Raw genomic sequence first — 26,005 nt, 5'->3', positions numbered from 1 at the left:
ATCCCGAAGTCGAAGTAACCAAAGAACAGCGTAGCCTGATGGGGCTGCGCTGTTCTTTCTACTTAAGCCTGTCTTTTTGCCTAAGATGAATACTTTTGAAGAACAATAACCGCATTATGACCGCCAAAACCAAAGGAATTAGACATCCCAATCCGCAACTCTGCTTTTCTTGCCTCGTTTGGTACATAATCCAAATCACATTCGGGGTCCCTCTGCTCCTGATTGATAGTTGGAGGAATGATGCCATGCCGCAGGGTTTGAATAAGCGAGATCGCCTCCGCACCGCCTGCTGCACCAAGCATATGTCCCGTCATGGACTTATTCGCTGTGACCGGAATATCATAGGCACCTGTCCCGAAAAGTTGTTTGATCGCTCTCGTCTCGGACAGGTCACCTGCCTCCGTACTGGTGGCATGAGCGTTAATCACATCAATGTCTTCAGGTCCAATCTGAGCCTCTCTCAGTGAAGCTTTCATCGCCAGATATGCCCCCCGCCCTTCCGGGTGGGTAGCTACCATATGATACGCATCTGAACTGGCACCATATCCAATCACTTCGGCAAGAATATTCGCCCCTCTTGCCAGTGCATGAGATAGTGACTCAACGATCAGAATTCCGGCGCCCTCCGCCATGACAAAACCGTCTCTCCCCGCATCAAATGGACGGCTTGCTGTTTGGAACGCTTCATTTCGTGTAGACAACGCTGTCGCATTACCGAAGCTTGCCAGTGACACTTCGGTTACAGCCGCTTCTGTTCCGCCAGCAATAATGACATCGGCTCCGCCATGACGAATTAACCGGAAAGCCTCTCCAATGGCTGTATTTCCAATGGAACAAGCGGTTACTGGCGACAATGTCGGTCCCCAGCAACCAAACCTCATGCTGACCATAGCTGCCGCCATATTGGATATCATCATGGGTACCAGTGTTGGGCTGACTCGCGCAGGTCCCCGATCGGACAGGACCTTGCCTTGTTCCATCAATGTCTGGATGCCGCCTATGCCTGAACCAATATATACACCTACCCGTTCACGGTCGAGTTCGTCCATCACAAGGCCTGATTGTGATACAGCCTGATCCGCAGCAGCAACAGCAAATTGAACGAATCGATCCATGCGCCTTGCTTTCTTGCGTCCAAAACGCTCTTCACCATCAAAGTCACGGACCACACCAGCGATTTTCGTTTTGTACGAAGCTGTATCAAAATGTTCTATATGCGATATACCTGATCTACCCTCAATTAATCCATTCCAGAATGTATCTACATTATTTCCCAAAGGGGAGATAACTCCCATTCCCGTAATCACGACTCGTTCCATGTCCATCCTCCTTCAGCCAGCGCTGTTGTCTACCTTAATCTTACGCTCTGCCACTAATAGTGCACTTTTGAATATCCTATTACAAGTTGTCAATTATAATAGTATAATGACTACCATGATAACGAGGATTGAAGGTGATGGATTGAACTACGATGTCAGGTTACAGGCATTGTCCACTTTTCTGAAAACACAGCGTTCCAAAATTTCTCCCGAATCGGTCGGTTTACCCACTGGAAGTCGGAGAAGAACGCCTGGGCTGAGAAGAGAAGAGGTTTCCCAACTGGCAGGAGTGAGTACAACATGGTATACCTGGCTTGAGCAAGGTCGGGATATTCAGGTATCCCATTCCGTATTGGATAACATTGCTTCAGCACTAAGGCTTACTGCGGATGAACGAAAATATCTGTTTTCGCTCGCCATGGAGCATCATTCGGAGCTGCCTACGCCGGAGGAAGAACCTGTTCAACTTCACCCTTCCTTGCGGAAAATTTTGCAGGAACTTCAATATTGCCCTACGGTGATTTCGGATCGACGTTGTTACATCGTCGGCTGGAATGACGCAGCCCGCCATGTTTTTATGGACTTTGAACAGATTGCCCCCGAACAGCGGAATATGATCAGTCTGTTATTTGATCGAAAGGAATTTCGCAGGCTTGCGGTGAACTGGGAGGACTTTGTTAGCGGATTTCTGGCGATTTTCCGTGCCTATTATGGTCAGTATGTCGATGATGAGTGGTATAATTTATTTCTGGATGACATGATGAACAGACATCCTGATTTCCATACCCTTTGGAAACAAAGCAGCGTCAGCAGTGCTCCGGATGTCTTAATCGAATTCAGACATTCCAAAGCAGGCAAAATGTTGTTTGATCTGACTTCGTTGCAGGTTCAAGGCAGCTCCGATCTGCGTTGCAGTGTCTACACGCCGGCACCAGAGACCGCTACCGAGCGTAAACTGATGCGCCTGATCGAGCGTGAAGCAGATTCACATGTTGGCAAGCTTTGACTCAGAATCTCAGGTCTTGCCCAATCATGTTAGAATCCTGACATCCTTTTGTTGCATATTTTAATTATCAGGGTATACATGATCAAGTATATTAAGCTAACCCATGGATCCTAGACCTTCTACACGAAGTCGATTCAGAAAGGAATATCATGACCAAAGTGCTTATCATTGAGGACGATAACATGTTAGGAGATACATTATCCCTGTATTTGCAAGGTGAGGGGTATGATGTTATCCGTGTCGCTAACGCAAGAGATGGTCTTCTACAACTTCAAGCGCGGCCTGATATCCTGCTACTTGACCTGTTGCTCCCTGATTCGGAAGGCAAGAATCCCTGTTCTCTCATGCGTCAGCATACAGCAATTCCCATCATCGTCATCTCTTCGTTAACCGAAGTCTCGGAGCGAATTCGATCATTAATAGATGGAGCTGATGATTATGTATGCAAGCCTTTCAGCATGCAGGAAGTGAAAGCACGTATTGAGGCTGTATTACGTCGTTACTCCATATTGAACAGCTCCATTGTCACTGTACAGGATTGCGGAATTTCTCTCGATTTGGCTCGGCGAGCCGTCCTGTTGAATAACCAGCGAGTGGAGATGACATTCTCCGAATTTGAGATCATGAAGCTATTTGTCCTCAATCCCGGCAAAGTCTACAGTCGTTATGCCTTGATTGAAGCCATTCGTGGTATTGATGCTTATATTAATGATCGCACCATCGATGTACACATTACCAAGCTTCGTAAAAAAATTGAAGAAAACCCGAAAAACCCCCAATATATTCAAACCATCTGGGGGGTCGGATATAAGTTCACACCTTAACACATCAGCTTCATTCATGTCACCAAGGCAGAGACCCGGTAATGATATCAATCTCTTTTTGTACCTTCTCCAAAACCGAACTCAGTTCCTCTTCTTCGAATAACGAACGGGACAAAAGCGATTCCAGTTGAAGAATTAGACGTAACAGCTCCACTGCATGCAGATTGGCAGCCACGCCTCGGAGAGAATGAACGCTGCGGATCGCACCAGCAATCTGCTGCTGGCGAAGTTGAGTGGTCAGTTTGTTCTGAAACGAGTCATACTCCATCCTGAATTTCGTGAGCGCATATTGCAGAATATGTGGCTTGCCGTCCATCTGCCTGATCGCCTTATCTACATCAATTCCGCTAATCTTCCGCATACCTCTCAGATCAATCCATGTTGCCAATATGTCTGCCATCTGTTGTTCATGGATGGGTTTGGTCAGGATGGCATTCATCCCAGCCTCCATACATCTCTCATGATTTATTTGTAGAGCATTTGCTGTTATAGCGATTATGGGTGTACGATCATATTCCCTCATCTTGCGAATATGTCGCGTTGCTTCCACTCCATTCATGTCAGGCATGTACAGATCCATTAGAATCAATTCCCATACTTGTTCGTCTAACTTTCTCAGAACCTCTGTGCCACTGGCTGCCAGCGTCACTTGGAACCCCTTATGTTCCAGCATCGCCCGAATTGCCAGTTGATTGATCTCATGATCCTCAGCTATCAGGATATGTCCTTTCTGATCAAGCGAATAGGGATCGTCGCCTTCAGCCAACTGACTTTTGGCCAGCGGACCTTCACCCTGAAGTGCAAGAATGACTTCGAATAATCCCAGACGTGTAATCGGTTTGACCATCATGATATCAGGGTGCACGGATCTCTTCTCAATCCACAGCGCATTTTCGCTAAATGCCCGTGTGTACCCCAACACCTGAATTTTCGTTCGATCCAATCGCTTCATGAAGTTGTCCCATAACGAACCGTTGACTGTGTCTTCTATATCCATATCCAACATGATCAACATCGCTTCGGCTTCAGGAGTATACCCACCACTCTCCATCATATGGTTCAAGGAAGTATACAGCGTCGGATTCATCCCGAATGAATAGAGCAGCTGCTTCAGGTTTTCGCCCATCCGTTCATCATCTTCAATGATAACCACATCATTCGCACCATATAGGAGAGGGTGTGTATGCAGGGAGAAACTCTCTTCTTCTTCCGAATCTGCAAGTTCAAATATCAAGTCGAATGAAAATAGACTGTACTCTCCAAGCACGCTGTCCACCCGCAAGTCTCCTCCCAATGAGGTTACCAGCAGGTAACAGATGACCAGCCCAAGTCCAGAGCCACCATATGTTCGATAAGTGGAAGGCTCCGCTTGCGTAAACGGGACAAAAATATGCTCCAGTTGTTCAGGTGAAATTCCAATCCCCGTGTCTTCGATCTCAAAACGAACCTGAACTCGCTCAGCCTCCAATGAAATTACCGCTGCCTGCAAGATAACATATCCATGTTCTGTGAATTTAATCGCGTTACTGAGCAGATTTAATAACACCTGCTCAAGCCGAAAAGGATCACCAATTACCGTTAATGGCAGATCAGGGTCGGTCTTAAAGATGACTTCGATCTCCTTGTACCCGAGGGCCACACCGATCTGATCTGCCACACGCTTGAACACATCCTCTGGTGCAAAGGGTACTTTCTCCAAAATCAGTTTACCTGCCTCCATTTTCGAGAAATCAAGAATATCATTCACCAGAGTAAGCAGGGTTTGTGAAGACGCATTGATTTTACTCAAATAATCTAATTGTTGTGAGGTTAGGTCTGTCCGTTGCAGCAACAACGAAAAGCTGATGATTCCGCTCAGTGGGGTACGAATCTCATGACTCATGAATGCAAGAAACTCACTCTTTGCCTGACTGGCTTTGTCCGCCTTGACACGACGGTACTGATCCGAAATGTCATGAATAACTGCCTTGACTTTCTCGCACGAGTTAGGGGCCTTTACAGGGTAAAGGTGAACCCGAACATGCTGTTCTTTTCCTTTCCCAACAATGAGACTCAATTCCGTATCCTGAGGTACATTGTGGTGTAAAACTTTTTGAAAAGATAACACCCATTTCGCCGACTGCTCAATGAATATCAATTCTTCAAGCTCACGGCCCATGACTTCATGCCTGTCGAGATCAAGAACATCCAGAAATTTCTGATTAACTGACACCACACATCTGTTGCCATCCAAACCGATAAACCAGTCTGTCGACACTCGTTCAAGTGTACGGTAACGCTCCTCACTCTCTTGAATCCTTCGTTTAACTGCTCTGTGTTCTGTAATATCAAGTCCATACCCTATGACATACTTCACCATGCCTTCTTCTCGCAGCGGACGAAGCTTCACCAGTGAATAGTAACCTCCATGCTCAATCTCGTAAAAGAAAGACTCCCCTTTCCATGCCCGGTCGAACTGCTTCCGCAGAAATTCTACCTTTTCCTGAGGTAAAATATCCAATGTGCCCAGTTTGTAATCTTGCTTCAGACTACTCATATCCAAGCCCAGTCGGGAGAGCATCTCTCCCTCAAGCACAAGATACTCAAATTTTCCGTTCTGTTTTCGGATTTTAAAAGTAAAACCCGGCTGCATACGAAGCATCTCCAGCACTTCCTGATCCCTCTGAATGACCAATCTCCTATATCGATGATTTTGGTTCAGATAATACAGGAATAATATAACGGACAGCAGGCAGATACATTGAAAAAAGAGAATCTGCCCCATCATCAGCAGAGAAGGGGAATTTGTCTTTAGTACAGAAAACTCATACAAAGTAATCAGCAGCAACGCTCCGGACAACCACTTCTGCATAAATCCCCTGATATACTTAAAGATCAGACATATGGCTATAACAAATAACAACTCAGTCAACGCATACTGCCAGTTCTCCAACAAGGGATTACGCCCCATATTAATCCGAAACATCCACATGAATGCAAAAGTAACGAAAGCAGAGCCACTCCCACCAAAATAAGCAGCAAGCAGATACACAATGGCCCGGAAATTCAACAATGTACCATCTTCAAGCACAATAGAGAAATAATAGAGCGCCGTGCCCAACATGCTCAGCGTAACACCATTAATGATCCGAGTCGTGATGGATGTTGAACGGGTAGCATTTGTATGATTCAGATAGTGATGAATTAGGAAAACAAAGATCAAAATTAGCGTGAAATTTAATAAAAGATCGCGTAGCAAATGGTCACCGTCCACATTACGACTTCAGGATTTCATGCATTCAATGAATGTTGTCAGATTCATGGTCGCAGTTCCTCAGTACACAAATCATAGTATGCCGTGCTCCCTTATTCAATTGACGATATTGACCATTTTCTTGAAAATAATTACTACTTTCAGCTAACATCCCCTTATCACCAAACAACGTTTTTTTTCATGAAAATTCATCATTAAATATACTGATATAAAAGAGAGAGTCATCCAAATGTACCGATGTTATGGTGACCTGAGCTTCCCATACTTCCTGATCAACCTTCATTAGTTTGGCTACGCCGGACCAGGTCTGATTTCCTCTCCAGTGGGTATCCATTAGCAATCGAGCAGGCTTACCTATGGTGCTCTCCCGTGAGAATCCTGTTTTGGTTACATAAACGGAATTCACATCCAGAATCACACCTTCCTCATCTGTAATCATGACCGCATCCGTTAGCAGTAAGAAGGCTTTGAGTTCCAGTTGCATGGTTGTCCACTCCCTCTAGTGAAACATGATGTGATGCTGTCCCTGTGATACTCACTTCTACGATCCCGTTTAATACTTAAACTGTCTAATCAGGCGCTGCAGCTCTTCAGCCAGGGCAGACAAGCCCCGAGCCGAGGAAGAAATCTGCTCCATCGCTGCCAGTTGCTCCTCTGAGGAAGCGGCCACTTCTTCGGAGGCCGCGGCGTTACCTGAAGCAATACCTGCCAGTTCATTGGACACAGCAGATACTTCCTGTACACCTGCTGTGATCTCTTGCGACGTGGCAGCAATCTCTTCAATCTGAGGTGTCGTTTCCCGCATGCTATCCAGAATGCGTTCAAACTTCCGAATGGCCTCTGTTGAGATTTCCATACCCTCTCCAACCTCTGTGGTCACTTTCTCCATCATGCGAACGGAAGCAGCCATATCTTCCTGTACTGCTGTGGTTAGCACGGTAATTTCATTGACGGATTGCCCGGATTGCTCTGCCAACTTGCGTACCTCCGCTGCTACAACGGCGAATCCATTCCCATGCGTACCTGCACGAGCTGCTTCAATGGATGCATTCAGCGCGAGCAGATTGGTCTGCTTGGCTATATTTCCGATTAACTCCGTGATCGCTGAAATTTGGTGTGATCGTTCATATAACGCGTGAATCAATTGGTTTGTCTGTTCTACCGTTTCTTGAATCGATTGCATCTGACTCACCGTCTGCTTGACGGTGTTGCCGCCTTCTTCCGCTTGTACCGTTGTATGTTTCGCCAAATCAGCGACATGTATGGAACGTTCGGCGATTCGTGTTATCCCAATTGTTATTTCATTCATGGCCTGATGGTTGTGGTCAATACCTTCAGTCTGTTTCTCGGCACCACTCGCAATTTCCTGAATGGCTCGCGCGACCTGCTCACTGGCCGCACTGGTTGATTCCGCACTCTGAGTCATCTCATCCGATGAGACGACAACCTGGCTTGTACTGTTTTCCACATTTTCAATCAGCACACGCAGATTGTGCTGCATTTTGCCAAAGGCATCACTCAGTTCACCAATCTCATCATGGCTTGTGCTAGTAATCGTTTGGGTAAGATCCCCTTCACTCACCTGGATCGCCTGATCCTTCAACTGACGAATGGGTCTAATGATGGATCGCATCACAAGCCAGATAATCACAATACCAACAACGAGGCAGGAGACAATAACAATAATCATTCGTTTTAGAATTGGTGCTGCCGCATCGTCTACCTCAGAAGAGAACATGGTGCCAGCGACCTTCCATCCCGTGGATGCATTCGTGGCGTAATACATCACTTTATCCGTTTGATCAACGGTATAGTTGGAGTTGCCCGATTCATTCGCATATACCGGTTTCCAAAAATCCTCTGTTGCATCTGTTCCGGGTTCTACCGTGGGATGGTAGATATACTTTTCGCTGGCATCCAATAGGATCAGATATCCCTGTTCTCCCACGTTAATTCCACTCACCAAGGTACTTATATTCGACAGATTCAGATCCAGCTGAACTACACCAGATTGGTCATTCAATGCCTTGGCGATGGTGATGGTGATTTCGTTTGTCTCGGCAGAAATATAAGGGTCTGTAACAATGACCTGCTCTGGAGTACTCATCGCTTCTGTGTACCATGGTCTTGTTCGCGGATCGTAATCTTCAGGCATTTCCGCATCGGAGGACATCAGGTAGACACCGGCTTCTGTTCCCACTCCTATGGTGATGATGTCTTTGTTCTGTGCAGCGTACCCCTTCAATTCGTTCACAACTCGAACCTCTGCATCTTCTTGACGTAATTCCTCGGCGAGTGTATTCGCATAATATTCAATGTGGTCGCGCTTGGCATTAATCGAAAGATCGATGGTCGCACTGGCAAGGTTCACGTTTTCCATTGCACTATGTAGAATTTGCTTCTCAACTTCATTCTTCGCACTGTTATAAGACAAGACTCCAATACTGAACGATGGAATGGCCAAGAAAGCAACAAAGGACACCACCAGTTTCGTCTTAAAGTTATTAAGGATCTTGTTGAACCAATTCGATTTGCTATTTTTGGGGGACAAATTTCTCTACCTCTTCCAGATTAATTTAGTTTTACTTGGTCTAGCTCTCTTAGAGTACAGAGCCCTCCTTCCTCAAGATATTAAAAATTAGGTCCTGCCTCTCGCAAAAGACAATTTTCGCACTAGAAATATTACTTAAATCTCTTAATTTATAATCCTAAAGAACTACTTTCAAACAAATTATACGAAAAAACTATTAAATAAAGTAACCCAGCGATATGACCAAATTGTTAAATTTTTAAATACTTGTTACAGTAACCTGCCGAATTCCATAAAAAAAGATCCAAGCGTTATCACTCAGATCTAAAGGTTATTTACATTGGACCAACGTATTCTCTATTTAAATGCCGGGATCGCAATATCTGCATATTTCTCTTCGAAGAAGGCTTTGACCTCTGGACCCGCCATGCGTTTAGCCAGCTTCTGGATCGCTTCGGAGTCCTTATTATCCTCACGGGCAACCATGGTGATGGCAAAATGGGAATCATCCTTCTCGGTTAACAGCGCATCCTTCTTCGGTGTAAGACCGAGCGGACTCGCATATGCCGGTGTCATGGCTACCAGATCAGCATCATCCATCATACGAGCCAGCATCAACAAGTCCACTTCCTCAAACTTGAAGTTCTTTGTATTCTCGGTGATGTCTGCCTGTGTGGCGTTAAAACCTACGCCCTCTTTCAGCTTAATCAACCCGTTCTGCTCCAGCATCACAAGAGAGCGACCAATGTTGGAGGGATCGTTCGCAATTGCAATCGTTGCACCTTCTGGCAATTCCTCAATCGTTTTGTACTTTTTGGAGTAGCCGCCATAGATGGCATTATAGATAGGCTGTACCGCCACCAGATTGGCATTGTTCGCTTCATTATACTGGGTCATGTAAGGCACGTGTTGGAAGAAGTTTGCATCTACTTCCTTATTCGCGAGTGCCGTATTTGGTTGAACGTTATCTGACAACACAACAACTTCCAGATTGACGCCATCTTCCTTCAATAGCGGTTTAACAATATCCAGTACATCTGTCATCGGTGGAATCAACGTGGCTACTTTCAGCGTAACTTCTTGCGCAGCTTGTGTATCTTCTTTTGTTCCTTCAGCCGCAGGTGTTTCTTCTTTTTTGCCACAAGCAGCTACAACCAGCATTACTGCAAGCAACATAAGCATCATTTTTGCTTTCATTTCATGTCTTCCCCTCATCGTATAATCTGTATTGGTTATTCGTAATAATGCACGGTCCAACCGTTCAGGATCTGCGATCCAGCCAGTGGGACAGTCTGCTACCTGTGAATTGGATCATCTGTACCAGGATAATCATGATGATGATCGTAAATACCATAATTTCCGTTTCGAAGCGTTGATAACCGTAGCGAATGGCAAAATCACCAACCCCGCCGCCACCTACAATGCCCATCACCGTGGAGTAGGAGATGAAGCTAATCGTAGCTGTCGTGAGTCCCAGTACAAGACCAGATCGTGCCTCCACGTACAAGAATTTCACGACAAGTTGCATCGTCGATGCCCCCATGGAAGCAGCAGCTTCAACCACTCCCCTCGGTACATCCAGCAACGCTTGTTCCACCAGTCTGGCGTAGTAGGCAATCGCAATGACCGAGAGTGGCACGGTTGCCGCCAGCGTACCGATGGACGTTCCCACGACAATCCGTGTGAATGGAATCATGAATACAACGAGCAGTAAGAACGGAAACGAACGAACGATGTTGACGACACTACCGAGTACAAAGGACAGCGTTTGATTCTGATACCGTTGTCCTCTCCGGAATAAGTACAGCAGTGTACCCAAAGGTAACCCGATCAGAACAGCTGCCGCAATGGAGATGCCCACCATGACAAAAGTCTCTCCGATCGCCTGCCATATCTCATGCTGATATTTCAGCACAGACTCAGGTAACCTCATGACTTGTCCTCCTGTTCTGCCTGACGGAAGAAAGACGAACCTGTCATCCCGTATTCGTCACCCGCAAGCAAGGAGGTCAGCAGATCAGGCTGCGGAGCAGGGATACTGCTCACTTCCGCTTTAGACAACGTACGAACGAGTCGCCCATCCTTCATGACGGATATCCTGTGACATAGTCTGCGAGCCACTTCCATCTCATGCGTTACTACAACAATGGTCACGCCCAGCGTTTCATTGATATGTCGCAGCACATCCAGGATACCGTTCGTGGTCTGTGGATCAAGCGAAGAGGTCGGTTCATCACAGAGCAGCACATCCGGACGACTGGCCAGCGCTCGTGCAATCGCCACACGCTGCTTCTGTCCTCCGCTAAGCTGAGCAGGATATTGACCCCCCTTGTCTTCCAGTCCAACAAACCGCAGCACCTCAAGTCCACGTTCAACTCGCTGTGCACGGGGCATACCCGCAAGCTCCAATGGCATGCAGACATTGCCAGTCACCGTTCGGTTACTGACCAGATTGAAGTGTTGAAAGATCATGCCAATGGATCTTCGTGCCTGACGCAGACTCTGTTCATTCATCTGGGTCAGGTGCTGCCCATTCACAACAACCTCACCATCATCCGGCTTTTCCAATCCGTTGAGCATCCGCAGAAGCGTGGATTTGCCTGCACCACTCGATCCGATGATGCCATGTATTTCTCCTTGTCCCACTTCGAGGGACACCGAGCTTAATGCTTCGAATCCCTGATCTGTACGGGAACCGCGCTCGTTATAACGTTTGCTTACACCATATAATGAGATCATGGAGAGTCCTCCCGTGAATGATCATGCATGGTTCTTCAAGAACACATGAAGAAAGCCCGCACAGCCGATAACCGGAGCGCGAGCAAGCCTGTTCATTTATAATAAATCAACATCCCTTACGAGACAAGCTTTTAAGGTGAGATTGCCTCCTGAAGGCGGCTGGCTTCATATACACGAAAACGTCCGTTGGACGAACCCACATACACTTCATTACCGATCCGGTTGATCGTTCCATTCTTCGCATCCCGGTCCCGGTGCTCCGGGTTTCCTATCACAACGTCATGTACACGACCTAGCAGTGCTCCATTCTTTTTGTTCATTACGAGCAAATTCTCGTCCATGGGCAGCAGCAACTGATCATCAATGACCAGATAACTTCCCTGATTCGTCGGATGCCTTAATGTTGCAATCGTATCTTTGGTATCCCAGCGCGTCTCCCCCGTTTTATAATCCAAAGCCGCCGGGTAGCCGTTCTTAATCACATACAACTGATCCTCTTCCACCAGTCCTCGTTCAATCTTGCCCTTGAGCGTCCAGCGTGTTTTGCCTGTCTTGGCATCATACAGGGTAGTTGTAAAATCTTCATATTCGCCGTAATGATCGCCGTTTTTGTTCTCACGGATCAACAATATGCCATCATTCAGCTCCTCAAATCTCTGTCCTGCCCGAGCAGGAAATTGTGCAAGCTTCTTTCCTGTGTTCAGATCAAGGAGCAGCCACTGATTATCCAGTGATATCCATCTTTTAGCATTCATGGTTGCAAAGGGGTCACGACGTTCGATTCCATCAAAATATGGATCATTCCCAAGTTGTTCTATGGTGGTTCGTTTTCCCTTTAAGCTCCATACGGTCCGGCCTGATTGCGGATCGGCTGCAATCAGCTTATTCTTTTCCCAAAACAACACATAGGGGTCATCTGCACTCTTGTTCAATAATTCATAACCCGTAGCCAGTTTTCGCGTCCACAATGTTTTTCCGTTTGCACTGTTGAGAACCGTTAACCAACTGTTGCTTGAGCTCTCAACAACCGGGTTATCCACAACCACAACGTTCTTCGCAGCGGTGATGCCATTTAGTCTAAAATTTTGCTTAGGGGTGTACGTCCAGGTAACCTCTCCATTCTTCAAGTTCAGATGACGAATACGATCCACGTATTTTTTCTTGTCAGGGTCATAATCGGTGTAGATTGTAACGTATTGGCGTGCTGTATCCACCTCTGCCTGCTGTCTTCCAAAGCCTCCATTGATCCCCCATAATTTCTGACCCGAATGTCGGTCAAGAGCATATATGGAACCTTCGTAGTAATCCCCGCTAAATCCACCGTCATCCCCTTTCATCAGGAGTACATCATCCGTGGCTGCTTGTAAAAAAGTGTAGTTAATATCCCCCTGGTTGGTCCATACCGGTTTCCAGGGGATTGTTGTCGGCAGCGTTGTGCCATAGATTTTTGTTGTGAACCCATATTCATCCGCCCGACTGATGTTCCAATCAGAAACGGCAGCATTTCGATTATCCTGTGCTAAATTCCATCGTGTTCTGACCAGTCTGCCATTCTTGTTGAATGTGACCAAAAATTGCCCATCTGCCCGCTCATATCTCCAGGTCTGTCCAATACTCATTGAATAACCCGTGAAATTTAGATTGCTTGAACTCTCCTTCCAATCCGGCTCGCCTAACCACCCAGCCACTTGTTTGGAGGTGGTTGCCTTGTCCAGCTTAATATCTGTCAGATGGCGTATAACCGAAGTTGGCAGCGATGCATCCTGTTGGAACCAACCATCCGCCACATTCATCCGCTGTTCTATAGCCTGTGCCTTGATCCAGAGGAGTCCTGGCCGATACGTGAAGGATTCTTTATTCCAGACTCGTGGGGCAATGGAGACCCCATACCATCCTTTCCACTTTGCAACAATAACAGCCTTATCTGTTAGCGCTTTCTCAAAAGACCAGGTTGTAGAACTATCCGGAGCCAGATACAGCTTACTGCCTGATTGGAGCGTGAAGCTTTGGGGAGCTGTTTCCGTCATGCTTCTGCTCTCCTTCAGTGCATACCAACTTGGCAGCCAAAAGTTTCCATGATCGGTTGACTTAAGCTGCACCCACTCGCCTCGAACCGAGGCCAACGTATACTTTTCGTTTTTTGTTGTATAGTATTCAATCCCCATCTGGTCAGCAGCCACACTGCCATCCCTCCTGTTTTTGAACAGAGGAATGTCATTCATAAGTGTAACGGGTTCTCCTTGTTTGTAGGCCAACTGTGTTGATAAGACTTGAGAACTTGCACCCAAGGCTTGTGGCGTTGTAGCCAACGCTTGTCCTCCAAGCACGACCATTTTGGAATCCAGCAGCATCCATCCCGTCAACAGCACAGCTGATAATCCAGTCATGGTAATCCATTTGTACCCCGTTCTCTGCCAGTCAGGACCCCTCTTCACTCTCGTTCATCCCCATCCATTAGAAGTTATTTCCAATAGAGACGCAGCTATAAGGAAAAAGTTACCGTTTACCTCAATATATTTCTATCTATCTCCCAATATTACCTCACATCCACCATCGTAGCATGATAAGGAAAGGTGACCCCAATGTAATAAGCCGCTGTTAAGGTGAGCATATAATAAAATACAAACCACAGATCAGCTCGCGAATAGCCAATCTGAATGTAATACGTCCGGCTTGCGCCATCCGTGAATCCCTTCGCTTCCATCGCTACCGCCATTCGCTGTGCACGGCGAATACTCTGTGCCAGCAGCGGAATAGCGTAACGCTTAAGTGTACCATACACATTCCAGCGAGAGCCACGTTGCCGTGTTCCACGAATACGAATGGCGTAACGGAGCGTCTGGAATTCATCCAGCAAAATGGGGATCATGCGCATCGCGGCCAGAAAGCTATAGGCATATTTTGCAGGAAGCCGCCACTGCTGCATCAGTGAATAAAACAGCCTTACCGGCTTCGTTGTCAGTCCGAACAGCAAGCCAGCCGCTGCCATGCTCAACGAGCGAAAACCCAAGTGTAGACCGCGATAGAAACTCTCCTCGGTTATGTGAATCAATCCCCACTTATACCATGTGGTCTCTCCCTTACCAAACATCATCATACCTGTGGACGTGGAGATAAACACCAGAATGAATGGTGATGCGTACAGCATCAATCTATACCACGGATGACCTGTCCAGCACAGTAACAGCATCATCGCCAACGCAACGTTGGCCATTACATTCAGATTGTGAATGAGGATAACGATGACAAACATCATCGTCAGAATGATCATCTTTAATCCCGGGTTGACGTTATGAAGCCAGGTTTCACGGTGAGGAAACGACAGTTGCATCAGTTAACCTCCCCTCATCTACCGTCCAGATTCGGGTGCAATATCTTTTTACAATTTCACGATCATGGGTAACCATAACAATAGCTGTTCCTTCACGCCGCAATTGCTCCAGTTGTGTTAACATGGCAAACGTATTACGGGCATCCTGTCCAAAAGTAGGTTCATCCAACAGCAGTATTCGCTGCTCTCTCACCAGTGCAGAGGCAACGCTCAAGCGTCGTTTCTGCCCCATCGATAATTGGTAGGGATGACGCTCGGAGAGGTCGATTAGTCCAAATTGATTCAACATATGATCAGTCCTGGCAAGTCTTTCTTCCGTTGTAAGCCTGCCCCCCAGCAATGAGAATTCTACTTCTTCCGCGACGGTGTTGGTCACAAATTGAAACTCCGGGTTCTGAAATACAAACGCGATTCGATCTGCAAGCTGCTCCGTTTTGCCAGAAGGCTGACCGTCCACCTCATAATGACCTGTTGTTTTCAGGATATTCATCAGAGATAACAACAATGAACTCTTGCCAGCTCCATTAGCTCCGACAATACCAATCCAATCCCCATGCCATACTTTGGCCTGTTCTACCTGAATGAAGGGTCTTTTCCCACGCCATCCGGTGAACTGCTGCAAGTCCAGTGCAGGCTGATAGGCGGGTGATACAGGCGATAAGGATGAGACGTGAGATATGGGGGATATACCCGGTGTATCGGATAAGCCAGACGATTGCTGTGTTTCCACACTTGAGATGCCGTGATCCACACGCACTTGAAGCTCTCCAGAAGCACTTCCCTCTTCTTGCTTAGCTGCCTGCTCGTGCTCATCCCACACACCCGGATACCAGATTCCATAAGCCTTCAGCTTGCCCCGTTCATCCGTAAATACCTGCTGTGCTGGCCCATCCGCCACAATCTTTCCTTCAGGTGATAACACAATGATGCGGTCGACCATATCTACAATCTTGTTTATTTTGTGTTCAACGATGATGATCGTTTTGTCACTGGCGATCCTTCTGACGGTATCCCACACCTGGGAAGTCCCCTCATCATCCAGCAGTGCAGTGGGTTCATCCAAAAACAATACCTCCGGGTCCATGGCAAGCATTGAAGCAATCACAAGACGCTGCTTCATCCCCTGAGACATGGACTGGATCAATACACGATTCTGTTCAAAGGATAACCCCACTTGTTTCAGATAATTTTCAATCAGAGCAGGCATCTCTTCACGCGAAATATTTCGGTTTTCCAGAACAAATGCGATCTCTTCATCCGTAAAGGACATACAGAACTGGGTATCCGGATCTTGAAAGACCACTCCTGCTTTGGCGGGAACCTGAATATCATCACATTTCATCGGAATCTCAACCGAACGTGGTATCAGACCGCTCAAAATTTGCAATAACGTCGATTTACCGGAGCCACTCGGGCCAAGCAACAGCACTTTCTCCCCTTGACGAACAGAGAGAGACAAGCCTTGAAATACCAAGGCTTTCTCTCCCGGGAACTTGCATCTTAGATTTGTCACACTTACCGCTTGCGAATTCCCCTCTCCGCTCATCTAATCCAGCGCCTCATAATCTTGTTTGGATACCGGTCTGAGTGAACGCGTTACACCGGTTAGTTCCAATGCTTTGGCGAGATAATAAGCGAACACTCCTGCAATCAAGATGCTTCCGATGAAGCGGAATCCGATAAATAACGTGTAGTTCCAGGCCGAGAGTGAATCAATATACCCGTACTGATAATCCAGCAAAAGCGAAGCCGCTGCAGCTCCTATGGCTGCAAGACAGGTGACAAACAGATTGGTTTTGCGATACAAAAATGCGGCGAAGAATATCTCTGCTCCCAATCCTTGCAACAGACCGTATACAAGTGTGGACATGCCCCATTCACTACCCAGAAAAGCACTTACCGTTGATGCCGCAACTTCGGCAAGAATAGCCACGCCTGGTTTACGAATGATAACAAAAGCAAACGTGCCCGCCATAAACCACATGCCGTAGATCATCTGCTCCGCATGAACGCCAAATGGTTTCATCAAGTCATATGTAGGTCCCCATATCTTGTAAATCACCCCAAACACTACTGCGATCACGATGGTTACCAGAATATCCGTTAGTTTCAATCGCTTGTTGCCTGCTGTTGTTGCCATGTTCTCTACGTCCTTCCTTTGTTCCCTGTGGGGTTTATCATAATAAACGAAAAAGCCTCCCCGGTTCCGGGAAGGCCTTACGCACAGTGTACATTCCTCACAATGATGTATGGGATGGATGTCGAAAATACGGAATATCAACCAGCTCCTCTCCGCCCTGGCAGATACACCACCACAGTTCAAAGAGGTCTGTTGTTCATCCACGTTCATTCTCACAATTCACCCTTACATATCGCAAATCCATGTTCTCTACGCTGGCATTACCCAGATCAGATGTACGGTCAGCGGCACAAGGCCACTCTCTCAGCCCAACTTCATTGAGCTCCCGGTTCACTTATTTCATTGCTTCTAATGTACATCAGATGGGTATTTGTGGCAATGGTCTCTACAAAAATCAAAAGTTGGCATAGGAAAAGGCATCCCCCTGGATGCCTTTTGGACATACTTCACGATGTGAAATAGCTACCTTATCCGTAGACGCCTTCAATCCGTATTCCAAGGTATCCCTGTTCTTAATATTGCGTGTTACCGGACTGGCTCGTTTTCCCTGAAGCAAACCCCTTGAACAACGTTGGCACTTTGGAATAACGGGTATTCGTAATTTTTCCTTGTGATGTGCTGCTGTCTGTACGCAAAATCGAATCTTTTACATTGGAAATGTTGGAGTTATCCAGCGTCATGTTAACTGCAAAGGAAGTTCCACCATTTTGGCGAACCAGCTTGCCAATATCGTCTGCACGGAAATTTTTGATGTTAATTGTTCCAGCTGCATTCATCTGGAACACTTTATCATAAGCCTTATATGCTGCCCCACCGGTAATGTTAACCGTTCCGGCAGACTTCAATGTCAGTGCATCCTCGCCCACGTCCTGCCAGACCACATTCGATATATTACAGTTGCCATAACAGTGAACACCATCAGCAGCTGGTGTTCCGATATTTACATTTTTGAGCGTAGCCCCTGCCTCCAGACGGAAGACTGGCTTCTGATTTTCTGCTTGAGATCCGTCGCCCAGTGTGGAAGGATTGGCTACAAATGTTTTACCTTGACCGTCATAGGTCGTACCCTTTGGAACAACAATGGTTGAATTTACAACCGTAGGCGCAGCCGCAGCCGGAACGGCACCAAATATAGAAGCAACCAAACCAGCGGACAGTAACAACGTCAACATTTTTTTCATAACTTTATTCCTCCCTTATTCTCTCGTTATTTGGTATTGTACAAGCCTGAGCTTGTACTGGAAGATCGTCAGAGGTGCACCTCTGTCCGACCCACAACCTAATCCTACCAAATAAGGAAGGTAACTAGAATAATCATTAGATCATGTTTGTATTTTCCAGCATAGAGCATGATGTTTCAACATGCTTAGCGGTATCGTATCTACTTGTTATGTACCGATATCAACTTCGAATATGCTCTATTTAAGCCACCAAAAGATTTAGACACGAAAAAAAGAAACCCTTAGTCTTTTTAAGACAGGGTTTCTACATGATACATTTAAAACTAATCTAAATCCTCTATTTATTCTAGAGGTTCCAATTCATCTTCGTTAATTTCATCCGATGGTTGAAGTAAAGTCAGTGGGTCAACATTGGTAAATTCATTTACTGTTTCATAAGTAACCACGCCATCTTCAGAAACGATCATTCTGAGAACGACCCAGTATATTTCATTACCACTGGCATCTGCTACAGTATACGTTGCACTTGGAGTAGCTACAGCACCATGGAAAACATCAATTTTTGCACCAGATTTCTTAATTGTGCTTGATCCAGAAAAATGATGAACATAGAATGTATACGTTCCAGGAAGTAAGTGACGAATGGTTGTCGTTTCAGGTCCATAAGAAGTTACATCATCCAAGTCCAAATCGACCATAAGTTCGCCATTATTATAATATTGTTTATCAGAGTAGAACGTATGGAACATTCCCTCATCACCTGCAGGTCCTACTAGGTGTGAATCCAGATCCACTGGGTCTTTACCCCAAGTTAGTACGAAGCGAGTTTCATCTTGTGTAGGTATTTCTATAGCAGTTTGATTCTCACGTTTATTTTCCACATTTACTGCTGAGACACCAATGAGATAAGTTGTAATATATTTTGTATCTCCACCTCCAAGTTCACCTGTGTAGATGCCTGGGGGAAGATTAATATAATAATCTCCATAAGTATCCGTTGTTACAGATCCAACGATTTCACCTGTTTTGTTATCCAAACCTTTTCTAAACGAAATACTTAAGCCTGCAACCGGTGCTCCAGCTACATCCTTGATGTGGCCACCGAATCCTGTAAGTTTGATTGCACCACTTTGGCTTCCTGCAAAATGTGTTTTATTAACATCTGACTCCACAGTGATGTACAGTGTAGCTCCATAGCTATCAATAGCATCAAAAGTAAATTCGCCATTGCGGTACTGCAAGTTATTCAATTGTTGTTCTGCCCCATCAAAATAGGCACGAACTATGAAATCATTTGCAGTCAGTTCAGAAACATCCAAACCCTCAGAAAAATTCAACTTTGCACTTCCATTTGTAACTTGAATCCCTTTGAGTGTCGGATAGACTGTTCCTTCGTTATAGACTGCAACGGTTACTGGAACATTGATTTCGAAGTTTCCGTATTTGGCTTTTACCACTGTCGTACCGTTGCTTTTAGCTTGAATCTTTCCTGAGTCAACAATGGCAATAGCGCTATTCTCAACATCCCATCTTGCAAAGGAAGTGATATCTTTCTTCGCTGGGGAAGCGATCCCCGTGAATACGATTTGACGGGTCGAATCAATTGCCGACAACTCTGTTACTTGAGGAGCGTAAACTACACTAGTAACTGTAGGATCTGCCTCAATAGTTGGGAGTTGACTAAGTTGACTGAAATCGATGCCTTCTGCATTGACCAGAGCCGAGGATAACGTTCCAGCTCCAGAAAATTGTACAATTGCATTTAATATAGCGCGATTCACTACAGCACCATGGTTAATTTTAAACACGGTGTTCAATGCATCTTGGAACACTTCGAGATTACCAATGGTGGAGTTACCTCCAAATTCCACTGAAACTTGCTCTGCATGAACCATTACAGAGTCGAAGCTTCCACTGAGCACTACCGAAGAATTATGGGGAATCGACTCTGCTATTTCAATCGGTCCAACATCACCCGTGGAGACATTCTGTACGATTGCACCAGATCTAATCTCAATCTGCTGAACATCACTTCCACCTTCCAGGACCAAACGAATACTGCCATCCGCTTTGTCAACAATCACTGTTGCAAGAACCGAGTCCACTGCATGAATACTATTTGGTCCTCCGCCTTGAATCTCAGTAGTTCCCGTGACACTAACATTATCAAGAGTCACGTCACCATTTCCTACGGACTCAAGTATCTTCAGCTTACCATTTACTTTGGTGTTTTTTAGAACGACACCTTGGGAACTAATAGTTACATTTCCAGTTACATTACCAAGAGTATATGTACCTGGAGCAGAGAGATTATTACTAGGGGCTTGTTCCCCGCCTCCACTATTTCCACCATTGTTACTTCCGTTCCCTTTATCTCCGGAGCTGCTACCGCTATTTCCCTTACTGTTACCTTCAGAAGGTTTTGCTGTTTCAGGTTTTGCTTCATTTGAATCTTCAGTATCAATCTCTGTCTTGGCAGGAGTCATGTAACTATCATATGTAGACTTATTTATCACAAACTCATATGCAAGTCTCGCTAGCGCCTGTCGATCTGCTATGCCCGATGGATTAAATTTTACTGTTCCATCTTTTTGAACTAAACCTTTGATAAAACCAGATTGATAGGCAAGTGACACAGAATCTTTCGCCCAGTTAGATACTTGATCCAAATCTGAGAGTTGAGGCTTGGATGTTTGACTCGTTACATTTTGATGATCCCAACCAAAGGCTCTAACAAAAAATACAGCCAACTCTTCTCTTGTCACATTTTTATTAGGTGAAAAACTATCTTTGGAGGTACCTTGAGCAATTCCAGATTTGACAAGTGCACCTACATATCCGGTATACCATTGATCTTCCTTTACATCTGTGAATTGACTTGCTCCCACATTATCCGGCTTTAAATTAAGCGCTCCGACCATAATTTTTGCTAATTGGGCTCGTGTTACCGAATCGGAAGGTTTAAATGTCCCATCAGTAAATCCTGTGAGTATTCCTTGTTCTACTAATTTGGTTATTTCCGTTTTGGCATACGAATTATCAATGTCAGTAAAAGAAGTTTTAGATGTAGCCACTTCTGCCGATACAGATAAATTGATAGATAACATAGAAACAATCAGCGACGTAGAAAGCATTAACGATAGTTTGTGATTAAACTTTTTCCATTTTGAATTCAAAACTAAAACACACTCCTCAGTTGGCTTCTGGTAGGTAAATCCACTAATATATGAATCTTTAGAACTAATACACCTCCTAATCAATAGGATAATAATACCATGCATATTCATAAAAACAAGATTAATAGACTATGATTTTACAAAAAAGTTGTTATCCTGAATTGATTTCAATTCTTATTATCTACATGATTTCGCAATAAAGACAAAATGAACCTACCGAAACAAATATTTTCGGTAGGTTCATTTTGAAGTAAATTTATATATTCTAGGCTCCGAATCTCTGACGATAACCGCACTTTCGACACAACTCTTCCACAGCTTCACGTTTGGAGAAGCCATATACCAGATTGTTCGCTCGCTCACCCTCAATAATCTCCGAGAATGACTTCTCGTGCACATTACCAAGGTTAATGACACCCTCACCATCAAGACAGCATGGAACCACCGTTCCATCGACAAGCACAGCTGCCTGACCACGTAATGCATGGCAGAAGCCTTTGCCGTCATCTTCAGGTGCATCCAGGCTTGGCCACTGGAACTCATGGTCTTGATTCAGGTATACATTTGGGGCAATTTTGACCCCGCTGCCTGGAACCACTTTCTCCTCAATGCGGAAGTCCAGATTGAACTCACGTTCCAGCACTTCAAGGGTCTCCCGATTTCGATTCATCTGAGCATTCGTGAAGTTATCCTGCGTCAGATTCCACAGCCGGAATGAGATGATGACATTGTGCTTCACCGCTTCGTGTACAAAAGACAGAATGTTGCTCAGGTATCCGTCACGGTCAGTTGAACCTTCATGCCCATCGAAGCTGTGCAGAGAGAAGTTCATCTGTCGCAGCGCCGGTTTGCCAAGCAATTTATGCTGAGTCTTGGGCAGCAGCGTACCATTCGTTGTAATGTTCACCTTGAGTCCCTTCTCATGTGCGGAATCAAGCAGCAGATCTATTTTGGGATGCAACAAGGGTTCGCCTTTGACATGTAGATAAATATGATTGGTGTGTGGTTTAACTTGTTCCAGTATATTGTTGAAGACTTCAGGGTCAATGAATCCTTTGGCACGTTGTGTCTGCGGACAGAAGCTGCATGCCAGATTGCAGATACTTGTGATCTCAATATATACTTTTTTGAACGTTTTCAACTCGGGTCCCCATTCTGCTTCGGAGGGAGCAATCCCACCTGCATTTGTGATCCGGCCAATATGCGCCATCCCTATTATATCGGGTTCATGAGCCAAGGTAAATTGTTCAGTTGTTCAGGTCTGACTCCAAATTCATCTCAAGAATTCCATCAAGCTGCCTCTTTACAGTTCATGTTCGAGTGATATATGCTGAACACATAACTGCATATCTTGAACTTTTGCACTAGGGGAGCCTTACGGCTGAGACGAATATGACTATTCGGACCCTTTGAACCTGATCTGGATCATACCAGCGGAGGGAAGTGGAGCGGCCTTTTAGTAAGCGGAATTTTATCATGTATATGTGAAGATAAACTGCGGATCTAACTTACAGACCCACTCATTTCTCCGGAAATGGGTGGGTCTTTTTTGTTTCTTTTGGCAGAGTGCAAGATGTGGTTGTTATTCCAGCAGTCTGACATCAAGGGGGTGAGGATCAGATGAATAACCATGTAACCATTCACAACATAAGCTTTGCTTTTCCCGAAAAAAAGGATTCCCCCGTGCTCTCCAATGTGTCGCTTCAGGTTCAACAAGGAGAATTTGTCTCGCTCATCGGCTCCAGCGGATCAGGTAAAAGCACGCTCTTCAAGCTACTCGCAGGCTTGCATGAGCCAACCGTTGGCACCATCGATATAGCTGATGTACCGCAAGGACAACGGCTCGGACGAGTCGCTTATATGCCGCAGAAAGATCTGCTGTTATCCTGGCGAACCGTCATGGAGAACTGCATGCTGCCTGCCGAGTTGGCACCAGGCCGACAGGACAAGGACAAGTTACGGGCCAACATTCTAGCTGGGTTGGCAAGGTTCGGCCTGTCGGGTTATGAACAGGCCTATCCAGATGAGTTATCCGGCGGCATGCGGCAGCGGGTGGCATTGCTTCGTACCTTGCTTACAGGCGGGCAGCTCATGTTGCTGGATGAACCCTTCGGTGCACTCGACGCCTTAACCAAACGAGAAATGCATCGCTGGTTGCTGGAGCTGTGGGAGGGCTTTGGCCAAACCGTACTGTTTATTACACATGACATTGAGGAAGCCCTGCTGTTAAGTGACCGTATCATTCTGTTAACTCCAGGAGGGCAAGGTCAGCAGTTGCGGGAGATGATGGTTCCTTTACCACGCCCAAGGCATTCGGACATGATCTACCAACCGGCTCTCGTGCAGATGAGACAACAACTGGAGGAACAATTACATGCAAAGCGATAGAGCTGAGGTTAGCGTCTGGACGTGGTGTTTTAAGTGGCTCTCGAGGTCGTTTTCCCAATATGGTTTGTTTATTGTTCTCATGTTCTTATTACTGGCGGTCTGGGAAGTGATTGTGCGTATGGGATGGGTGCCCTCTTTCATCATTCCTGCACCCACAGCCATCATAGGTTCACTGGTTGAGCATCGTCGTCTGCTGTTGACCATCCATCTGCCTGCTACCTTTATGGAGGTTGTTGTTGGTTTTGTCTTGTCCATAGTGACTGGAATTACGCTGGCAACAGGCATGCATATGAACCGGTCGATTGAAAAGGCCTTGTATCCCTTCATCGTGATCAGTCAGACCATTCCGCTGATTGCCTTGTCTCCCGTATTTATCTTGTGGTTTGGTTACACGTTGTGGAGCAAAGTCGCGGTGGTGTTCTTAATCGCATTCTTCCCCATTGTGGTCAGTACCTACGATGGACTCCGCCAAGGCGATCCGGAGCAGCGTGAACTGCTGCTCACCATGGGCGCCAGCAAGTGGGATATTTTCTGCAAACTCCAGGTTCCGCTGGCACTTCCCTCTTTTTTCTCGGGGCTAAAGATGTCTGTGGTGTACTGCGTAGTTGGGGCAACGATTGGCGAATGGCTTGGTGGCAGCAAAGGTCTCGGATATTTTAGCCGTCGTATGTCCAGCAACATGAACACGGATGCGATGTTTGCCGCCATTTTGCTGTTATCCCTGCTTGGGATCGTTTTGTTTGTACTAATTGCCTGGCTGGAGAAACGGTTTAGCATACGGCGGCATGGACATGGAGGCAAAAGAAAAGTTGGATAATACCTAGACAGAAATTAGATGTAAATACAAATCAAAACGATGAAATGAGGAACTTCATTTATGAATAACAAAGGTATACACTCCCTGCTTCCCATCATGCTCATTAGCCTTTTGCTGTTCGTTAGCGGATGCAGCACCTCGAATACCAGCAAAAACACGCCAACAACAGATTCTGCAACTAATACACAGCAAACAGATCCGTCTGCAACCGAACCAACATCAGACGCCAAAGATAAACTGTCCATCATGCTCGACTGGTACCCGAATGCAGTACACTCCTTCATCTATGTGGCTCAGGAAAAAGGGTACTTCGCAGACCAAGGTCTGGATGTCGAAATTCAGATGCCTGCGGATACCAATGATTCACTCAAACTTGTTGCAGCCGGTAAGATTGATCTGGCTCTAAGCTACCAGCCGCAAATTTTGCTCGCGCGTGGCGAGAACATTCCTGTACGATCCATTGCTGCTGTTGTTCGGCATCCACTTGTACATCTGTTGACCGAAGCAAATGGCAACGTGAGCTCACCCAAAGATCTTGAAGGAAAAACTGTCGGTTATTCTTCGATTCCGCTGTATGAAGCGATGGTTCGTACGATGATCAGCCACGATGGTGGCAATCCCGACAACATGAATCTGGTTGACGTTGGGTTCGATCTGATTCCTTCGCTGGCTTCCGGACAGGCGGATGCAATTATGGGTGGTTTTATTAACCATGAGCAATTGATTCTGGAGAAAGAAGGACATGCCATGAAATCGATTAACCCTGTCGATTATGGTGTGCCTGATTATTATGAATTGGTCCTGACTGCGAGTGAGGCTGGCATTGAAGCGAAAAAAGATCAGCTTACCCGGTTCGTCAAAGCGATCCAGGAAGGACAAAAATATGTAACGGAGCATCCAGAAGAAGCCTTGAATATTCTGCTCGCTCATGAGAATGAAACGTCTCCGCTTGACCCGGAGATCGAAACCAAAAGCCTGGCTATTTTAATGCCACTTATGAATGAGGAAGGTCAACCGTTTGGTCTGCAGGAAATAGAGTCGTGGGAGAATGTACGTGCATGGCTCGTTGAACAGGATTTGATTCCTGAATCGGTGAAAGCCGAGGATGCTTTTATTATTCTGCAAGGAGAGTAAATAAAGGAGTGCAAGGTGAATGAAGGAAAAGTGACTGAACGCAAAGGGGATGAAAGCAAAGCTATATGCGCCTTAATATCTCTGGAATAGAGCATGGAGCGAGTCCTAACGAATCTGAGATACGCTATATCCGAATAAACAGCCGTTTACAGCTTTTTGGTCAAAGG

19 protein-coding genes and 2 riboswitches are annotated in these 26,005 nt (G+C 45.9%); of the genes, 5 read left to right on the top strand and 14 right to left on the bottom strand.

The genetic code is table 11. From position 1 onward, the window contains the following. Positions 1-80 precede the first annotated feature (80 nt). A complete protein-coding gene (gene fabF / locus NST33_RS04435) occupies positions 81-1,319 on the bottom strand; it encodes a beta-ketoacyl-ACP synthase II (protein WP_339306917.1) in 1,239 nt (412 codons plus the stop codon). A 142-nt stretch (positions 1,320-1,461) separates the two neighbouring features. On the opposite strand from fabF, the gene NST33_RS04430 reads away from it, so the two are divergent. Both NST33_RS04430 and NST33_RS04425 read left to right on the top strand, forming a co-directional pair. After that, complete coding sequence (locus NST33_RS04430) at positions 1,462-2,325, top strand: helix-turn-helix transcriptional regulator (RefSeq protein ID WP_221819288.1); 864 nt, start codon at positions 1,462-1,464, stop codon at positions 2,323-2,325. A 149-nt stretch (positions 2,326-2,474) separates the two neighbouring features. Then, positions 2,475-3,149 (top strand): response regulator transcription factor, encoded by a 675-nt coding sequence (locus tag NST33_RS04425; protein WP_221818820.1) that lies wholly within the window; start codon positions 2,475-2,477, stop codon positions 3,147-3,149. A 19-nt stretch (positions 3,150-3,168) separates the two neighbouring features. Here the strand turns inward: NST33_RS04425 and NST33_RS04420 are convergent, their stop codons facing one another. The 13 genes from NST33_RS04420 to NST33_RS04360 form a co-directional block, all read right to left on the bottom strand. Next, the gene (locus tag NST33_RS04420) at positions 3,169-6,351 is read right to left on the bottom strand and encodes a response regulator (RefSeq protein ID WP_339306915.1); all 3,183 of its coding nucleotides are present in this window, start codon (positions 6,349-6,351) and stop codon (positions 3,169-3,171) included. 229 nt (positions 6,352-6,580) lie between these two features. Continuing rightward, positions 6,581-6,886, bottom strand: a complete 306-nt coding sequence (locus NST33_RS04415; protein WP_221818818.1) for a PAS domain-containing protein — start codon at positions 6,884-6,886, stop codon at positions 6,581-6,583. Positions 6,887-6,955: 69 nt separating this feature from the next. Beyond that, the gene (locus NST33_RS04410) at positions 6,956-8,953 is read right to left on the bottom strand and encodes a methyl-accepting chemotaxis protein (RefSeq protein WP_339306912.1); all 1,998 of its coding nucleotides are present in this window, start codon (positions 8,951-8,953) and stop codon (positions 6,956-6,958) included. A gap of 336 nt (positions 8,954-9,289) precedes the next feature. After that, on the bottom strand, positions 9,290-10,147 hold the full coding sequence (locus tag NST33_RS04405) for a MetQ/NlpA family ABC transporter substrate-binding protein (RefSeq protein WP_221819287.1): 858 nt from the start codon (positions 10,145-10,147) through the stop codon (positions 9,290-9,292). 46 nt (positions 10,148-10,193) lie between these two features. Then, positions 10,194-10,865, bottom strand: coding sequence for a methionine ABC transporter permease (locus NST33_RS04400; RefSeq protein WP_047841707.1), 672 nt, complete (start codon positions 10,863-10,865; stop codon positions 10,194-10,196). Next, on the bottom strand, positions 10,862-11,671 hold the full coding sequence (locus NST33_RS04395) for a methionine ABC transporter ATP-binding protein (protein ID WP_221818816.1): 810 nt from the start codon (positions 11,669-11,671) through the stop codon (positions 10,862-10,864). Before NST33_RS04395 ends, NST33_RS04400 begins: the two co-directional genes overlap by 4 nt. A gap of 131 nt (positions 11,672-11,802) precedes the next feature. After that, positions 11,803-14,106: a PQQ-binding-like beta-propeller repeat protein gene (locus tag NST33_RS04390; protein ID WP_221818815.1), complete on the bottom strand. Its 2,304-nt coding sequence runs from the start codon at positions 14,104-14,106 to the stop codon at positions 11,803-11,805. Between the two features lie 101 nt (positions 14,107-14,207). Further along, the gene (locus NST33_RS04385) at positions 14,208-15,002 is read right to left on the bottom strand and encodes an energy-coupling factor transporter transmembrane component T (protein WP_221818814.1); all 795 of its coding nucleotides are present in this window, start codon (positions 15,000-15,002) and stop codon (positions 14,208-14,210) included. After that, positions 14,977-16,548 (bottom strand): ABC transporter ATP-binding protein, encoded by a 1,572-nt coding sequence (locus NST33_RS04380; RefSeq protein WP_221818813.1) that lies wholly within the window; start codon positions 16,546-16,548, stop codon positions 14,977-14,979. The genes NST33_RS04385 and NST33_RS04380 overlap by 26 nt, the downstream gene beginning before the upstream one ends. Next, on the bottom strand, positions 16,549-17,142 hold the full coding sequence (locus NST33_RS04375) for an ECF transporter S component (RefSeq protein ID WP_036672660.1): 594 nt from the start codon (positions 17,140-17,142) through the stop codon (positions 16,549-16,551). Between the two features lie 229 nt (positions 17,143-17,371). After that, positions 17,372-17,482, bottom strand: a riboswitch (TPP riboswitch). A 172-nt stretch (positions 17,483-17,654) separates the two neighbouring features. Beyond that, a complete protein-coding gene (locus NST33_RS04370; protein ID WP_221818812.1) occupies positions 17,655-18,323 on the bottom strand; it encodes a pectate lyase in 669 nt (222 codons plus the stop codon). A 341-nt stretch (positions 18,324-18,664) separates the two neighbouring features. Beyond that, complete coding sequence (locus NST33_RS04365) at positions 18,665-21,499, bottom strand: S-layer homology domain-containing protein (RefSeq protein WP_339306907.1); 2,835 nt, start codon at positions 21,497-21,499, stop codon at positions 18,665-18,667. A gap of 265 nt (positions 21,500-21,764) precedes the next feature. Continuing rightward, positions 21,765-22,640, bottom strand: coding sequence for a radical SAM/SPASM domain-containing protein (locus NST33_RS04360; RefSeq protein WP_091016096.1), 876 nt, complete (start codon positions 22,638-22,640; stop codon positions 21,765-21,767). A gap of 215 nt (positions 22,641-22,855) precedes the next feature. Beyond that, positions 22,856-22,958: riboswitch (TPP riboswitch) on the top strand. A 161-nt stretch (positions 22,959-23,119) separates the two neighbouring features. Here NST33_RS04360 and NST33_RS04355 point away from each other — a divergent pair. The 3 genes from NST33_RS04355 to NST33_RS04345 all read left to right on the top strand — a co-directional run bounded on the left by NST33_RS04355 (position 23,120) and on the right by NST33_RS04345 (position 25,838). After that, on the top strand, positions 23,120-23,887 hold the full coding sequence (locus NST33_RS04355; RefSeq protein WP_221818810.1) for an ABC transporter ATP-binding protein: 768 nt from the start codon (positions 23,120-23,122) through the stop codon (positions 23,885-23,887). 79 nt (positions 23,888-23,966) lie between these two features. Continuing rightward, on the top strand, positions 23,967-24,704 hold the full coding sequence (locus NST33_RS04350) for an ABC transporter permease (RefSeq protein WP_221819286.1): 738 nt from the start codon (positions 23,967-23,969) through the stop codon (positions 24,702-24,704). Between the two features lie 60 nt (positions 24,705-24,764). Further along, the gene (locus NST33_RS04345) at positions 24,765-25,838 is read left to right on the top strand and encodes an ABC transporter substrate-binding protein (protein WP_221818809.1); all 1,074 of its coding nucleotides are present in this window, start codon (positions 24,765-24,767) and stop codon (positions 25,836-25,838) included. Positions 25,839-26,005: the final 167 nt, after the last annotated feature.

It is taken from the genome of Paenibacillus sp. FSL L8-0435 (assembly GCF_037965655.1).
Taxonomy (GTDB): Bacteria; Bacillota; Bacilli; order Paenibacillales; family Paenibacillaceae; genus Paenibacillus.
Note: the sequence above shows the minus strand (reverse complement) of the source record. Positions and strands in the feature narration are given on the sequence as shown.